General features: G+C 59.5%; 16 protein-coding genes. 2 read left to right on the top strand and 14 right to left on the bottom strand.

From position 1 onward, the window contains the following. Positions 1-20: 20 nt before the first annotated feature. Both R2940_12275 and R2940_12270 read left to right on the top strand, forming a co-directional pair. Entirely contained in the window at positions 21-302 is a 282-nt protein-coding gene (locus R2940_12275; protein ID MEZ4600555.1) for a hypothetical protein, read from the top strand. A 1-nt stretch (position 303) separates the two neighbouring features. Then, a complete protein-coding gene (locus R2940_12270; protein MEZ4600554.1) occupies positions 304-1,632 on the top strand; it encodes an MFS transporter in 1,329 nt (442 codons plus the stop codon). Between the two features lie 408 nt (positions 1,633-2,040). On the opposite strand, the gene R2940_12265 is transcribed toward R2940_12270, so the two are convergent. From R2940_12265 to R2940_12200, 14 genes are all read right to left on the bottom strand, one after another. Further along, a complete protein-coding gene (locus R2940_12265) occupies positions 2,041-2,964 on the bottom strand; it encodes an RluA family pseudouridine synthase (protein ID MEZ4600553.1) in 924 nt (307 codons plus the stop codon). Continuing rightward, entirely contained in the window at positions 2,961-4,247 is a 1,287-nt protein-coding gene (mtaB, locus tag R2940_12260) for a tRNA (N(6)-L-threonylcarbamoyladenosine(37)-C(2))-methylthiotransferase MtaB (GenBank protein MEZ4600552.1), read from the bottom strand. The genes R2940_12265 and mtaB overlap by 4 nt, the downstream gene beginning before the upstream one ends. After that, entirely contained in the window at positions 4,244-5,296 is a 1,053-nt protein-coding gene (gene mnmA / locus R2940_12255; protein ID MEZ4600551.1) for a tRNA 2-thiouridine(34) synthase MnmA, read from the bottom strand. The genes mtaB and mnmA overlap by 4 nt, the downstream gene beginning before the upstream one ends. A 111-nt stretch (positions 5,297-5,407) precedes the next feature. Further along, entirely contained in the window at positions 5,408-5,776 is a 369-nt protein-coding gene (gene nifU / locus R2940_12250) for a Fe-S cluster assembly scaffold protein NifU (protein MEZ4600550.1), read from the bottom strand. Positions 5,777-5,788: 12 nt separating this feature from the next. Further along, positions 5,789-7,018: a cysteine desulfurase NifS gene (nifS, locus tag R2940_12245; protein ID MEZ4600549.1), complete on the bottom strand. Its 1,230-nt coding sequence runs from the start codon at positions 7,016-7,018 to the stop codon at positions 5,789-5,791. Further along, positions 7,015-7,467, bottom strand: a complete 453-nt coding sequence (locus R2940_12240; GenBank protein ID MEZ4600548.1) for an RrF2 family transcriptional regulator — start codon at positions 7,465-7,467, stop codon at positions 7,015-7,017. The genes nifS and R2940_12240 overlap by 4 nt, the downstream gene beginning before the upstream one ends. Further along, positions 7,464-8,168 (bottom strand): serine O-acetyltransferase, encoded by a 705-nt coding sequence (cysE, locus tag R2940_12235; protein MEZ4600547.1) that lies wholly within the window; start codon positions 8,166-8,168, stop codon positions 7,464-7,466. Before cysE ends, R2940_12240 begins: the two co-directional genes overlap by 4 nt. Positions 8,169-8,326: 158 nt before the next feature. Next, positions 8,327-10,342 carry a PocR ligand-binding domain-containing protein gene (locus tag R2940_12230; protein MEZ4600546.1) on the bottom strand — a complete coding sequence of 672 codons (2,016 nt, stop codon included), beginning with the start codon at positions 10,340-10,342 and terminating at the stop codon, positions 8,327-8,329. Between the two features lie 141 nt (positions 10,343-10,483). Next, a complete protein-coding gene (locus tag R2940_12225; GenBank protein MEZ4600545.1) occupies positions 10,484-10,894 on the bottom strand; it encodes a thioesterase family protein in 411 nt (136 codons plus the stop codon). A gap of 44 nt (positions 10,895-10,938) precedes the next feature. After that, the gene (gene mutM / locus R2940_12220) at positions 10,939-11,754 is read right to left on the bottom strand and encodes a bifunctional DNA-formamidopyrimidine glycosylase/DNA-(apurinic or apyrimidinic site) lyase (protein ID MEZ4600544.1); all 816 of its coding nucleotides are present in this window, start codon (positions 11,752-11,754) and stop codon (positions 10,939-10,941) included. Beyond that, a complete protein-coding gene (locus R2940_12215; GenBank protein MEZ4600543.1) occupies positions 11,754-13,115 on the bottom strand; it encodes a sodium-dependent transporter in 1,362 nt (453 codons plus the stop codon). The genes mutM and R2940_12215 overlap by 1 nt, the downstream gene beginning before the upstream one ends. A 142-nt stretch (positions 13,116-13,257) precedes the next feature. Beyond that, entirely contained in the window at positions 13,258-13,767 is a 510-nt protein-coding gene (locus R2940_12210) for a YchJ family metal-binding protein (GenBank protein ID MEZ4600542.1), read from the bottom strand. Between the two features lie 33 nt (positions 13,768-13,800). Continuing rightward, positions 13,801-14,655, bottom strand: coding sequence for an ABC transporter permease (locus R2940_12205; GenBank protein ID MEZ4600541.1), 855 nt, complete (start codon positions 14,653-14,655; stop codon positions 13,801-13,803). A 75-nt stretch (positions 14,656-14,730) separates the two neighbouring features. Next, a complete protein-coding gene (locus R2940_12200; GenBank protein MEZ4600540.1) occupies positions 14,731-15,705 on the bottom strand; it encodes an ABC transporter permease in 975 nt (324 codons plus the stop codon). Positions 15,706-15,783: the final 78 nt, after the last annotated feature.

Here is a 15,783-nt window from a genome sequence, read left to right as displayed (position 1 = left end):
GTTTTCGGGGGATAAAAGCCATGGACGACTGGGAAGCCATCTGCAACCGCTGCGGCCAGTGCTGCTTCGAGAAATGGGTTGAGGGGGACGGAGTGGTCCATGTCACCCCCATCGCCTGCCGGTATCTCGACATCGTTTCCCGCGAGTGCAAGGTCTATCACAAGCGGTTCGAAGTTGGGGAACGCTGTATGAAACTGACCCCTGAGCTGGTCAGATCCGTCAACTGGCTGCCGCCGGACTGCGCCTACGTCCTTTTTGTTACAGGAAAAGACCGTGCCGGCGGAGCTCCCCGGGAGGAATGAAATGGATCACACAGCCGACAGCCGGGAGAACAGGCCCTCCCTTCGCCAGGCCCGGTTCGGCTGGTGCATGTACGACTGGGCCAATTCGGCCTTCGCCACGGTCATTTTGGCCGCGGTGCTGCCGGTCTATTTCGCAGGACTGGTTCCCGAACAGGGGGCCCGCCTGGAACTGTTCGGCCTGTCTCGCACTGTTTCCGCTACCGCCCTCTGGGGTTACGCGGTGTCCTGTTCCATGTTCCTGGTGGCCGTGTCGGCGCCCTGGCTCGGCGCCCTGGCCGATCGACGCGGCCGCCGCCGCCATTGGCTGATCTACTTCTGCCTGAGCGGCGCCATCGCCACATCCCTGCTGTTTTTTGCCAGTGAAGGGCGCTATCTTCTGGCCGCCGGTCTTTTCATCATGGCCAATGTCAGCTTCGCCGCCAGCAACATCTTCTACAACGCCTTCCTGCCCGTGCTCGCGGACGGGCCTGAAATGGACCGTCTTTCCGCGCAGGGCTTCGCCTACGGCTATCTCGGGGGCGGCCTGGCCCTGCTGCTGGTCTTCGCCCTGATCAGCTTTCCCTCCCTTTTCGGCCTGCCCGGCAAGGGATTGGCCGCCCGCATCGGCTTTTTGCTGACGGGCCTGTGGTGGGCTCTGTTTTCCCTGCCCACCTTTCGTTATCTGCGGGACGATCTGCCCCGTCAACGCCCTCCCGCCCTCCCCTCCGGCTGGCGGGGATATCTGAGGGCCTTCGCCCGGATTCGCCAATATCCCGACCTGCTACGGTTTCTGGTGGCCTTTCTCTGCTATAACGACGGCATCCAGACCATTATCGTGGTCGCCGCGATTTTCGCCCGTGAAGAGCTCGGGCTGAGTCAGGTCAGCATACTGGGATGTTTTCTGATGATCCAGTTCGTCGCCATGCCGGGCGCCCTGCTGTTCGGTCATCTTGCCGGCCGGTTCGGCGCCCGCAAGGCGGTCTATATCAGCCTCGTGCTGTTCATTCTGGTCACCCTCTATGCCTCCCGCATGTCCCAGAACTGGCAATTCTGGGTCCTCGGGCTGGTTGTGGCGATCATCCTCGGCGGCAGTCAGTCGGTCAGCCGATCCCTTTATGGAGCTCTCATCCCTCCCGAAAAATCGGCCGAGTTTTTCGGGTTTTATGCCATTACCGGCAAATTTTCCTCGATCATCGGGCCCTTCACCTTCGCCCTCATCGCCGATCTGACCGGTTCCACCCGCCTTGCCATCCTCCTGCTGACCGCCTTTTTCGTGGTCGGCATGATCTTGCTGGCAACGGTCGACGTGGAGCGGGGGCGCCGGGACGGTCGCGCGGAGCAGGTGGACTAACATATAGCAGGGGACTTCATCCGCCACTGGCCAGCACCCCTCACCACTCACCACTCACCCCTCACCCCTCACGCCTTCTCAATCAAGAAAAATTCTTACTAGACATCTCTGACTTTCTAGGTTATATTTTACTCGATTATGAGGCTCGGGCCGGAGGGTCTGGCTCGTATTGAATCGATAACCAGGACGTGACAAGGAGAGAGACGATGCCCAAAGCAACCAGATGGCAGTGTACGATTTGCGGTTTGATCAGCGAAACCCCGGCCCCACCGAAAGTCTGCAACAAGTGCGGCAAGGATTCCTCCAAATTCATTCAAATCAAATAGACGAGGCGAAAGAACCGTAAACAGAAAAACCCCGGGCAGCAGCCTGGGGTTTTTTTGTTCCGGGACAGCAGGTGCAATCAGCTTAAACTTCTTCAGGCAGAAAAGGATCGAACTCCATCGGGATTGGGGCTTTCAGGGTCATCTCCCGTCCCTGATCCGGATGGTGAAAAGTGATCTTTTCGGCATGCAGCAGGCAGCGACCGGGATGAATCATTCCGCCCTTCACCGCCAGAGCGGTTGGTCCGTGATAGAGGCGGTCTCCCAGCAGGGGAAACCCGGCTTCGGCGAGATGCACCCGGATCTGGTGAGTACGGCCGGTGCGTGGCCGGGCTTCGACCAGAGACCATCCCTCTCCCCGGTTCAACAGGCGAAAATCGGTCCTGGCCTGCTGTCCGCCGGTTCCCGTCACCGAAACCATGCGGCCGCGTCTCCCTCTGCCCAGGCGATTGTCGATGCGGAAATTCACCGGGGCATGGCCGGCCGTGACTGCCAGATAAACCTTTTCCACGCGGTGTTCGGTAAACTGGTGTTGAAGAGAGCGGTTCCCTTCCCTGTTCAGGGCGAACAGAAGCACGCCACTGGTTTCCAGATCGAGTCGGTGCAGCAGCACCGGTGCCTCGCAGTGCCCTTCCCGCTGCAAACGGGCGGCAAGACGGCTGAGGATGTCTTCGCCCCCGGTTCCGGTGGGATGGCAGGGGATGCCGGCCGGCTTGTCGACCGCCAGCAGCCAGGAATCGCGATACAATTCCCGGAGATCATCGCCGCCCGGTTCCGAGCGGGGACAGGCAGCCAGGGTCACATGGACCACCTCCCCGCCCTGCAACCGGTAATTGGCCCGCCTTTGCACCCGACCGTCGATGAAGACCATGCCGCCATCGAGAGCGGCCTTGACCGCTTTGCGGGAGCTTCCGGGCAGAGCGCCGACCAGAAACAGATCGAGCCGCTCCCCGGTCAGTTCCTTCCCCACCAAAAGGGTTTGTTTCTGCCTGTGACTGTCGTCTCTCACGGCAGCCTCCCCTCCAGGGCTTCACCATTCCAGTTTTCGATCAGCACCGGCAAAAGCTGCCCTTCGAGATCAGCCGGGCAGGAAAAGTTGACACTCAGATAGTTCCCGGTCAAGCCCCGGCCGCGACCCCCTCTTTTCCTCCCCTCGATGACCACCTCCAACCTCTGGCCGACAAAACCCTTGGCAAAATCAGCCAGTTTTCTGTGGCCGAGATCCCGCAGGAGGGCTGCCCGCTCCCTGGCGACCGGGCCGGGCACCTGTCCGGCCATGGACGCGGCCGGGGTGCCGGGACGGCGGCTGAAGGGGAAGACATGAAGGTGGGTGACAGGCAGTTCCTCGATCAGCTGCAGGGTGTTGGTGAACTCCCGGTCCGTTTCGCCGGGGAAGCCTGTAATGACATCACAGCCGATGGCGGCCTCGGGCAGTCGCAGACGGATATCCTCCACCAGACGGCGAAATCCTTCCCTGCCGTAATTCCGGTTCATCCGCTTCAGGACGGCATCGTCTCCAGATTGCAGCGGGATGTGGACATGGGAACAGATGCGGGCCGAATCGGCCATGGCCCTGATCAGCTCCAGTGACATCTCGAGGGGCTCGATGGAGCCGAGGCGCAGGCGGGAAACCGGTGTCTTCAGGAGGATCTGGTCCACCAGTTCGAGCAGAGAAACGGGAGGCTCCAAATCCCGACCGTAGGCCCCGACATGGATGCCGGTCAAAACCACTTCGGCATATCCCCCCGCAGCCAGTCGATCGACCTGCCGAATCACGTCCTGCACGCTTACCGAGCGGGAGGGGCCTCGCGCATAGGGAATGATGCAGTAGGAGCAGAAGGCGTCACAACCGTTCTGAATCTGCAGAAAAGCCCGGCTGCGGCCGGCAAAGGAGGTCAGGGTCATGGCCGGTCCCGGGTTGGAACGGATATCCGATACCTGAATACCGGTTCGGCCTTCGGCGAGGATTTCCGGGAGACGCCGCTTTTCCTCATTGCCGATGACCACGGCAACGCCGGGCAGGGCCGCCAGAGGCCCGGGATCCACTTGTGCGTAACAGCCGGTCACGACGATTCTGCAGGCAGGATTGAGGCGCCGCGCCCGGCGAATCAGGTTGCGGGACTGGGAATCGGTGGCCGCGGTGACGGTGCAGGTATTGACGATGACCAGATCCGCCCCCTGATCAAAGGCAACCATGGTGAACCCGGCCTCGGCCAGCAGTTCCTCCATGGCCGCCGATTCGAACTGATTGGTCTTGCAGCCGAGGGTGGCTATGGCACAGGTCCTGTTCACTCGATCCACCCTCCCCCCAGAACCTCGTCACCGTCGTAAAACACCCCTGCCTGGCCGGGCGTGACACCATGCTGGGCCTGATCGAATATCACCCGCCAGCGGCCCTCGTGCAGTGGTTCAATGGTCGCCGGTGCCTCCTTGTGACGATAGCGGATGCGGCAGCGGGCACGAAAGGCCTCCTGTGGGGGGGGAGCGATCCAGTTGGTGTCGGCAACGATCATCTCGGTCACGTCAAGGTGCGGTTTTTCGCCGACCACGACCTGCCCGCAAGAGGCATCGATACTGACGACGTAGAGGGGTTCCGTCCAGGCCAGTCCCAGACCCCGCCGCTGCCCGATGGTAAAGCGGTGGGTACCGGCGTGCTCGCCGAGCACCTTGCCGGACACATGGATGATGGGCCCGGGCCCGGGTGCTCCGCCCTCTTCTTCCAGAAAGCGGATATAGTCCCCGTGGGGGATGAAGCAGATATCCTGGCTGTCGCCCTTGTCAGCGACCTGCAGCCCCAGTCGGGCGGCATAGGCCCGGACCTCCTCCTTGCTCCTGTCGCCGACGGGAAAACAGACCCGCCGGAGCTGATCCGGCGTCAGGGTAAACAGGAAATAGCTCTGGTCCTTGTGCCGGTTGGTTCCCTTGACCAGAGCGGGCCTGCCCTCCTTCTCCATCACCCGGACATAGTGTCCCGTAGCCAGCAGCTCGCCGCCGAGGCCGGAGGCTATTTCCAGCAGTCTGCGGAATTTGAAAACCTTGTTGCACAGCACGCAGGGATTGGGCGTACGCCCGCTGAAATATTCCTTCCGGAAGGGTTCCACCACCTCTGAGCGAAACTCTTGCCGAAGATCGATCAAATGATGGGGAATCTTCAGGAATTCGGCCATCTGCCGGGCATCCCGGGCCTCGTCGAACACCGGATCGCCCCGATCCCAGATCCGCATGGTCAAGCCGATCACCCGATGGCCCCGTTCCTTCAGAAGCGCCGCTGTAACGGTGGAATCGACGCCACCACTCATGGCGACGACGACGGTTTTTTTATCCATGATACTCCTGGAAATCGTCCTATAAGACCTATAGGTCTCATAGGACCTATAAAGTTTCCCTTAAACAAAAAGCCACCCGAAATCCAGGTGGCCTTCTGCCATTCTTTAAAGCATATCGGCCCGAATTCAGCCCTGGTTGTCCCGGTAGTTCCTGATGGCCTCGTGCAATGCATCGGCCGCCAGGTTGGAACAGTGCAGCTTGGGCGCGGGCAGGCCGTCCAGAGCCTCTGCCACCTGGTCGTTGGTCAGGGCCAGGGCCTCCTCGAGGGTCTTGCCGATGACCAGTTCGGTCATCATGGAAGAGGAAGCGATGGCGGCACCGCAGCCGTAGGTCTGGAACTTGATGTCGCGGATGATCCCTTCCTCGACCTTGAGAAAAACTTTCATGCGGTCACCACAGGAACTGCTGACCTTTTCGCCCACCCCGTCTGCATTCTCGATTTCCCCGACGTTGCGGGGATTGGTAAAGTGATCGATCACCTTGTCGGTATACATTGCACTGCTCCTTTACATGTTTTTTATGGAAACAACCGCGTCCTGGGAAGCGGATTGCATGGCCTGTTCCTTGCCCTTTTTCCGTTCATGGTAGAAGGGGCTCATATCCCGCAGTTTCTGCACGATTTCGGGAAGAATTTCAAGGACGTAATCGACGTCCTCGGCGGTCGTGTCGGGGCCGAGGCCGAAACGGACATTGGAATTGGCCATCATCGGGTCGATGCCCATCGCCGCGATGACATGGGACTGGCCGAAGGTGTCGGAGGTGCAGGCCGATCCGGTGGAGGCGGCGATCCCCTTCATGTCGAGAAAGAGCAGCACGGCTTCACCCTCGATATAGGCGAAACTGACATTCAGCGTATTGGGCAGGCGCAGCTCGGGGTGACCGTTGACCTGAGTGTCGGGGATTCGCTGCAGGATACCCTGCTCCAGGCGATCCCGCAAGCCGCGAACGCGGGAGGAATATTCCATCAGTTCCGCACCCACAAGTTCGCAGGCTGCGCCGAGTCCCACGATCCCCGGGACATTCAGGGTCCCCGCCCGCCGGTTCCGTTCCTGGTGACCGCCATGAATCAAGGGCAACAGGCGGACTCCCTTGCGAACGTAAAGAGTCCCCGTTCCTTTCGGCCCCCCGAACTTGTGCCCCGAAATCACCAGCAGATCGACACAGGCCGCCTGCACGTCCACCGGAATCCGTCCCACCGCCTGGACGGCGTCGGTGTGGAAGAGAACATTGTGCCGGCGGGCGATAGCCCCGATGTCCTCGATGGGAAACAGGGTTCCGGTCTCATTGTTGGCCCACATGACCGAAATCAGCACGGTCCGTTCGGTTATGGCCGCTTCCACCTGGGCCGGGTCGAGCATGCCCTGACCGTCGACGGGCAGGATGGTGATTTCAAACCCTTTTTTTTCAAGGAACTTGCAGGTCGCCAGAACCGAAGGGTGTTCGACGGCGGTGGTGATGATGTGATTTCCCTTGTCCATCAGCAGTTCGCAGACCCCTGCCAGAGCCAGGGAGTTGCCTTCGCTGCCGCAGGAGGTGAAGACGATGTCCTCAGGCTGGCCGTTAATCAACCGGGCCACCTGCTCCCGGGCCTTCTGCACCGCGGCCTCGACTGCCCGCCCGGCCCAGTGAATGCTGGCCGGGTTGCCGAACTGTTCCCGGTAGAACGGCAGCATGGCTTCGAGCACCGGCTCTCTTACCGCCGTCGTGGCGTTATTGTCCATGTAGATCTGTTTCACGAATTCCCCTCCAGATTTCCCTGTACAGACAGGGAGATATTCTTCCCGGCATCCTTGGCAAGGTCCGCCAGGGTAATCGATGACAAAAAGTTTCGGACCCGCTGGGCAAGGCCCTCCCAGATCGCATGGGTCACGCACTGCTCCCCGCAGTTGCAGCGCCCCTGCTCGTCCATGCACCCGACAGGCACCAGGGTCTGCTCGACACTCTCGATAATTTCATGGATGCGGATCTCCTGCGCCGGACGGCCGAGGACATAGCCGCCGCCGGGCCCGCGAATGCTTTCAACCAGTTGCGCGCGCCGCAGCTTGACGAAAATCTGCTCCAGAAACGCCGGGGAGATATCCTCCTTCTCGGCGATCGATTTGCTGGTTACAGGAGAGCCTGAAGAAGCGATATGCAGTCTGGCCATGGCCCGCACCGCATACTGGGCTTTGGTTGAAATTCTCATGATTCGGCCCTGTCTTTTTGCCCGGATTTGGGCATGCCCGCCTCGGCGGATTCGGACTGCGCTCCTTCCAGCTCCTGCACCCGCTTTTCCAGGGCCCGCAACTGATCGAACAGGCAGTGGATGGCCTGCTCTTCCGGGTCGGGCAGCTGGCCGTGCTCGAGGTCGGGCCGCAGATCGACCTTCCTGCCGTTGGAATAGACGACCCGGCCGGGTACGCCCACCACGGTGGAGTTTGCAGGCACTTCCTTGACCACGACCGAATTGGAACCGATTTTACTGTTGTCGCCAACCTTGAAAGGACCCAATATTTTTGCTCCGGAGCCGACCACGATATTGTTGCCCAGGGTGGGGTGGCGTTTTTCCTTGGCCCAGGAGGTCCCGCCGAGCGTAACGCCATGATAAAGGGTGCAGTCGTCGCCGATTTCAGTGGTTTCGCCGATGACCACCCCCATGCCGTGATCGATGAAGAAGCGGCGCCCGATGACCGCCCCCGGATGGATCTCGATGCCGGTGAAAAAGCGGCCCAGGTGGGAGACCGTACGGGCCAGTAAAAACATTTTGCGCTCCCATAAAAAGTGGCCCACCCGATAAAACTGCAGGGCATGAAACCCGGGATAGCAAAAAATGATTTCGAGGACACTGCGGGCGGCCGGATCCCGCTGAAAAACGGTCTGCAGATCTTCGCGCAAGGTATCAAACACGACGAATTACCTCTCGAAAATAAAAGTCTGCCCAGAAGTGCGCAAAGGGATACCATACCTGATCAAAACTGTCAACTATTTATATGGGTAAGGCGAAAGGCGTGAGGCGTGAGGGGTGAGGACTCAGGACTCAGGACTCAGGACTCGGGACGATTTGATCAGATTTCAATGCGGAATTCGGCTCCGTCCTTGACGTTGCGGGCGGACAGGGTACCGTTGAAGCGTTTTTCAACGATGATCTTGGAAATGTAGAGACCGATGCCGGTCCCGTTCTTTTTCGTGGTGAAATAGGGCTCGAAAAGTTTTTCCCGAACCGTTTCGGGAATACCACCGGCGTTGTCCCGGATGGTGATCGCCTTGCGGACCCCTTCCCGTCTCAGGCCCACCCTAATGCGGCGGTTTTCGGACCGGTTGGCGACAAGGGCGTCTCTGGCATTGTACAGGATGTTGAGCATCACGTGAGAAAATTCGTTGCCGTAACCCAGAGCAGCCATCCCTTCCGGGGCATCAAAAACAACCTCGATCTGATGAAGGCTCATATCGGCGGCACTGAACCTGAGGATTTTGCCGATGGCTTCCTTCAAATCGAAAGGCTCCCTCCTCTTGTCCGTTCGGAAGAAATCCCGAAAGTCATCAAGGGTTACGGCCATGTGCTCGACCAGATCCAGGATCTGCTGCACGGCACGGGACAGGGACTGCTCGTCCACCTTCCCCAGCTGCTGCTCAGTCTCAAGATGCTGCATGAGAAGACTGATGAGCTGCAGGGGCTGGCGCCACTGGTGAGTGATGTAGCTGATCATTTCCCCCATGGCTGCCATGCGGCTCTGCTGGAGGAGCAGCAAGTCCTTTTCCCGCAGGGCCTCGGCCATGCGCACCTGTTCGGTGATATCCTGGATGGTGCCGAAGAATTCGCTCGGCCCTCCCTGCTCATCGCAGGCCATTTCTCTCTGCTCGCGGATAACGATTTCCTGACCCTTTGGGCAGAGCAGACGATATTCGATGGCAATCGCTTTCTTTTCGACACCCAAGCGCCGGAAAGCGGCTTTTACCCGAGGGCGGTCTTCCGGGCAGATGCGGTCGATCAGTTCCGCTTCGGTCTCCGGAAAGGTTTTGGGGCTGGTACCCAGAATTCGCAGGCATTCCTGGGATGCGGAAAGAAGACGTCCGCACAGATCCCAGCTCCAGTTGCCCACTTTTGCGATACGCTGGGCTTCGATCATCCGGTGCTGGCTCTCCTGCAGAGCGGCCTCCATGGCCTTTCGCTCCCTGATGTCGTAAAAGTGGCCGATCGCCAATTCCCTGCCTTCGTACTCGAGGTAGGTGGAGGTCACTTCAACCGGCACCAGTTCTCCGGAGGCGACCCGATGCAGGGTTTCAAAACGAACCATCTCGTTTTCCTTGAGATTTTCCCGCATTTCGGGAATGCGCGCCATATCGAAGACAGGATCCCAGTCGGGAATGCGCATCTTCCGCAGGGTCTCGAGATCCCATCCGTAGTGAGCGCAGGCCGCCGGATTGGCGTAATACATGCGGAAACCTTCGGCAGGATCCAGGACGTAGACAGGGTCCTGAGCGTTCTCGACGATGAAACGGAAAAAGGCGGCTTCCTTTTCCGTTTTTTCCCGCTTCTCCACTTCCTCCATCAGCCGCAGGTTTTTCAGGCCCGTCTCCCCGATCAACCGCACCAAGCCCCGGCAGTAGGTCATGAAATTGCGAATGTATTCTCGGCTGTGCACGGGAACCTGTCGGACCGCCTTCACATACTCGGTTTGATCGAACCCGAACTGTTCTGCCTGGGCTTTGAAAAAATCGATGTCCGGGGGGTCTTCCTCATAGAAGAACTGACCGGTAAAAAAGGTGGCCAGGTGTTTGCCCTCAATGAAGATCGGCATGGCGACATCCCACAGGCCATTCCGGCACCGGTAATCGACATACCCCTCGGGACATTTCCCGAGATGAGTCTTGATATAGGCATCGCTTTTCCGACAGCGTTCGAGGGTCTCGGGATGGTGGCGGTGAAAGCGGGTACAGACCTCCTGCCACCCGATCGCGGTCAGAACATTTTCATCCACATCCAGCACAGCGGAAGCAACACCTGTGAGGTGATACAGATCTTCCAGCAGCTCCTGCAGCCGGTCGACGTCGACCAGTTTTCGAAAATGCACCTTATTCATCCATTCCGATCCTCGATGCGTTTGCCTGGACCAACACCTGAGAAGGATTATCCTATCCAATAGCAATTATTACCGATAATCGGGGAAAAGGCATCGATACCGTACACAATTTTTTCTCATTCAAATTTGATCGCTTGATTTCTAAAGCTCCTCGAAATTCCTGACCGCATGGCAGAAGACTTCGGGCAGTCGCTGTACTTTTCTCTGCCCGTAATCGAAGGCGACCAGTCCGGTCGTACCTTCGGCCGTCACTTCGCCGTTCCGCTCAATCCGGTAGGACATCACAAAGGACGAGCGCCGCAGTTCATCGATACGGACGCCTATGTCCAACTGGTCGCCGAGAAACATCTCCGCCTTGTAACGGACACCCGCTTCGGGAAGAATGATGCCGCATCCGCCGATATCCATCTCGCTGAAAGAGCCGAGTTGTTTCAGGTAGGCGATGCGGGCATCCTGGAAATAACTCAAAACCGCCGCGTTGGAGACATGCCCGCCGTAATTGATGTCGCTGATACGAACGCTATAGGGCAGGGTGAAACGGAAACCATCCATGAAAACCTCCGGTTGAAAGACCGATCGGACGGATCGGTCCGATCCTATTTTTGACAATGGGGACAGAAAAAGGTCGATCGCTGCCCAAGGGTGATCCTTTGGACAGCCCTGCCGCAGGCCGGGCAAGGCTCCCCTTCCCTGCCATAGACCATGAGCTGCAGGGCAAAATATCCGGGCCGGCCGTTCTGATCACTGAAATCCCGCAGGGTGGTGCCGCCCGCGGCAATAGCTTTCTGCAGGACCTGGCGGACGGATTCGGCCAGACGCCGGTAGCGGGCCAGAGAGATGTTCCCGGCCGCCTTTCTTGGATCGATACGGGCCCGGTACAGGGACTCGCTGGCATAGATGTTTCCCACACCCACCACAATCCGGGAATCCATCAGCAAGGCTTTGACCGCCGTGATCCGGTAACGGGAGCGGGCGTGCAGATAATCTCCGGTAAAGGCGTCGGACAGAGGTTCGGGACCCAATCCGGCCAGGAGGGGGTGCTGCAGCGGATCACCTTCGATCCACAAAAGGGCGCCGAAGCGGCGGGTATCGTTGAGACGCAGACAAAGCCCATCAAAGAATTCGATGTCGGCATGATCGTGCTTGCCGGGTTGCCGCCCGCTCTCCAGCACGCGCAGGTAGCCGCTCATGCCGAGGTGGATCAGGAGCGTCCCCGCAGCGGTGCGGAACAAAAGGTATTTCCCCCGCCTGTCCACCTCCTCGATGGTTTCCCCCTCAAGTTTTCCAGGGAGATCGGTGGGGATCGGCCAACGCAGCATCGGGGTGCGGAGGATTACCTTGCGCACAGTGTGCCCCACGACAAACGGGGCGATGCCCCGGCGGATGGTTTCGACTTCCGGAAGCTCTGGCATCAGCGAAAAACCCCCGCCTGATTCAGCAGCACGACAATCACTGCCGCGGGCGAGACGTAGCGCAGCAGAAAATGCCAGGTCTGATAGAGCCAGGACCCATGATGATCGCCGAGCAGGGCCTGTTTTTCGCTCTCGCGGGACCAGAACCAGCCGGCGTACAGGGCGACGAAAAGGCCGCCGAGGGGGAGCAGGTAGGAGGACACCAGGGTATCGAAGATGGTGAAGACATCCTGGCCGAACAGAGGCCGGACCTCAGCCCAGAGGTTGAAAGAGAGAAGTGCTGGAAGACCCATCAGGAAAGCGGAAAGTCCTGTAAAAAGGGTCGCCCTGATGCGGGACCAGGCCCGTTCGTCGATCAGATACGCGACCACCACCTCGAGCATGGAAATGGAGGACGACAGGGCGGCAAAGGCGAGGAGAACGAAAAACAGCAGTGCCAGCAGATTGCCGAAGGGCCACTGCAGCAACAGAATCGGCAGGGTCTGAAACACCAGTCCCGGCCCGGAGTCGACATTGATGCCGGCCGAGAAGGCGACGGAAAAGATAGTCAGGGCGGCCAGCAGCGCCACCAGGGTGTCGAGCAGCACGATGCGCAGGGACAGGGAATAGAGATCCGCGCCGGGATCGAGATAGGAGGCATAGGTGATCATCACCCCCGCTCCCAGGGAAAGAGTGAAGAAGGCATGCCCCAGGGCGTCGAGCAGGGCTTCAGGTGTCAACCGGTTCAGATCTGCATGGAACATGAACTTCAACGCCGGCCACCCGCCGGGAGACGACAATCCCTGCAGAAACAAGAGTATCAGCAGGGCGAACAGCGCCGGCAGCAGAATTCTGCTCCAGCGCTCGATGCCACTGCGGACGCCGCCCAGAACGATGCCGACGGTGGCCAGGACAAAAACCCCCTGCCAGAGGATCATCCGACCGGGGGAGGCCGTCAGGGCCTGGAACAATCCTTTTATGTCGTCGGGACTTCGATCACGCAGAACGCCGGTGGCCGATTTGAAGACGTAGTCAAAGCTCCACCCGGCCACCACGGCATAGTAGCTGAGCAGGATGAAGGAGGCCGCCACAGCAGCCCAGCCGACCAGGCGCCAGGGACTCCTCTTCCCTGACAGGGCGGCAAAGGAGCCGACAACATCGCGCTGCCCCTGCCGACCTATGAGCATTTCGGCCAGCATGATCGGCAGCCCCACCAGAACGATACAGCCCAGATAGACCAGGACGAAGGCTCCGCCGCCGTGAATACCGGCAATGAAGGGAAACTTCCAGATATTGCCCAGACCGATGGCGCTGCCGGCGGCCGCCAGAACGAAACCGAATCGGGTTCCCCAGAAGGAGCGGGCTGTCGGTCTCCGATTCATGACGATCCTCCCCCTAAAAAACCAAATAAATGCAAACCTTAACCACGAAGGCCACGAAGTAGAATTTTTATAGCAAACCGGTTTTCCCCTTCGTGCACCTTCGTGATCTACGAGGTCCAGGCTCTTTCATTTTAAGCATTTGTTAAAAACTGATTCCCTCCGCCAGCCGTTCCACCTCGCCGGGCTCGATCTCCTCCAGGGGTTTGTCAAAGGCGCTGCGGGGGACCTTGTGGCCGGAGTGGTAGAGCCAGACCCCGCCGACTTGCAGGAACCGGGACAATTCGATGGTTTCCAGCCTTTCCGCGCCATGCAGGACGTCGAGATAGAACAGCACCCGCGCCTCTCCTTCGGAGGGGAACTCTTCCCCCAGGACCCGGCACTGCAGGATTTCGAAGGCACCGCGCAATTCCCTGCGGGCGTAGATCAGGTATCCCCGGCGATTGGGGAAATGCCGGCGAAAGGGGGAATCCGGATGATAGCTGTCGTAGATAAAGCCGAAATCCTGTTCGGCAAAGGCGCGGCGGCGCGCCTCTACCAGAGCGGCCGGAAAGACGCCGGCAGGGCAGCTCCCGGCGTCTTCATCACCCAGGCAGCATTTTTTGAATTTTTTCCCGCTGCCGCAGGGGCATGGATCGTTGCGGCCCGTTTTCATGGCGTTTTCCTCGAAAATCGTTATCGCCGATGCTCAATCCCGAATCCGCGGATCGAGGGCGTCCCGAATCCCTTCGCCCAGCAGGTTGTACCCCAGAACGGTCACAAGAATGGCCAGGCCGGGGAAAGCCGACAGCCACCAGGCGGTGCCGAGAGTCTGCTTGCCGGCGATGAGCATATTGCCCCAGGAGGGGGTCGGCGGCTGCACGCCGATGCCGAGAAAAGACAGGGCGCTTTCGGTGAGGATGGCGCCGGCCACCCCCAGGGTCGCCGAGACCAGCACCGGAGACAGGGCATTCGGCAGCAGATGACGGAAAATGATGCGGCCGTCACGGGCCCCGCCTGCTCTGGCTGCAATCACGAATTCCCGTTCCCGCAGGGAGAGGAATTCGGCCCTGACCAGACGGGAGACTCCCATCCACCCGGTCAGACCGATAATGATCATGATGTTCCAGATGGACGGCTCGAGAAAGGCGACCACCGCCAGAATCAGAAAGAAAGTCGGAAAGCAGAGCATGATGTCGACGAAACGCATGATCAAGCCGTCGACCCAGCGTCCGTAATAACCCGCGAGCGCCCCCAACAGCACGCCGATGGTGGTAGCGATGCCCACCGCCACAAATCCGACCATCAGAGAGATCCGGGCCCCGTAGAGGATGCGGGTCAGCACATCCCGGCCGAGGTCGTCGGTGCCCATGAGGTGGTTCAAGTCCGGAGGCTGGAGCCTCCGGGAAATATCGATCTGTCCCGGATCGTCGGCCAGCAGGGGGGCGAAGATCGCCAGCAGAAACATGAGCAGCACGATGGCGGCCCCGGCCATGGCCATGCGGTTTTTTCGCAGGCGGGGCCAGAAGACATCGAACCAGAAGGATTTTTTTTCAGGGTTCATGGGCTAAAGCTCTCATCATAGGACCTATGGGACTCATAGGACTTATGGGTCGAAGGATCCAATCGAAAAGCTACCTCATCGATGCCGGATGCGCGGGTCCGCCAGGGCGTAGCTGAGGTCGGCCAGCAGATTGCCGACCAGGGTCAGGACCGCGCCGATGACCAGAATGCCCATGATTACCGGATAATCCCGCATCATGACGGCATCGTAGAACAGCTTGCCCATCCCCGGAATGGCGAAGATCGTCTCGAAGATGACGCTGCCGCCGATCAGACCGGGGACCGCCAGACCGAGAATGGTGATCACCGGCAGCAGGGCGTTGCGCAGGCCGTGATGCCAGATGACCGCCCTTTCCGACAGACCTTTGGCCCGGGCGGTGAGGATGTAGTCCTGCCGCACCACCTCCAGCATGTTACCCCTCATGTAGCGGGAAAAACCGGCCAGACCACCGAAGGCCGAAACGAAAACCGGCAAAATCAGGTGGTGCAGGATATCCACCACCTGTCTTAAAGGCCCCAGGTATTCATGACCGAGGGACTTGAGACCGGCAATCGGGAAAAGTCCAAAGCGGACGCCGAGCAGGTCCATCAGCAGCAGGGCCAGCCAGAAGGAAGGGGTAGCGAAACCGATGAAGACGAAGATGGTGGTCATCCGGTCGAAATTGGTATTGCGCCGGACGGCGGAAATGATGCCGATAGGGATCGATACGGCCAGGATCAACCCGATGGAGAGGACGTTGATCAGGATCGTGACCGGGAGCCGTTCGGCGATCTTTTCGGTGACCGGCCTCCGGTCCTGGGAAAAGGACCGGCCGAAGTCGAGCTGCGCCAGCCTCCCCAGCCATTTGCCGTACTGCACCAGGAGCGGTTTGTCCAGATCGTACTGGGCCCGGAGCCTCTCCTGGAGCTCGGTGCTGACCTCGGGATTGAGCTGGGTCTGAAGATCCGTCGGCTCCCCCGGAGCCAGATGCACCACGACAAAGGAGATGAGCGTGATGCCCAGCAGCAGGGGCACCATCAACAACAGCCGTTTTCCGATATATAGCAACATCCGGGCTACCTGATTGAGAGTTGTTTAACCGTTTTTTCTCAAAATCGAAATCGGGATCGAAATCGAAATCGGCTGTTG

Source organism: Syntrophotaleaceae bacterium, assembly GCA_041390365.1.
In the GTDB taxonomy this organism is placed as follows: Bacteria; Desulfobacterota; Desulfuromonadia; order Desulfuromonadales; family Syntrophotaleaceae; genus JAWKQB01.
This window is presented reverse-complemented; position numbering and strand designations above follow the sequence as displayed.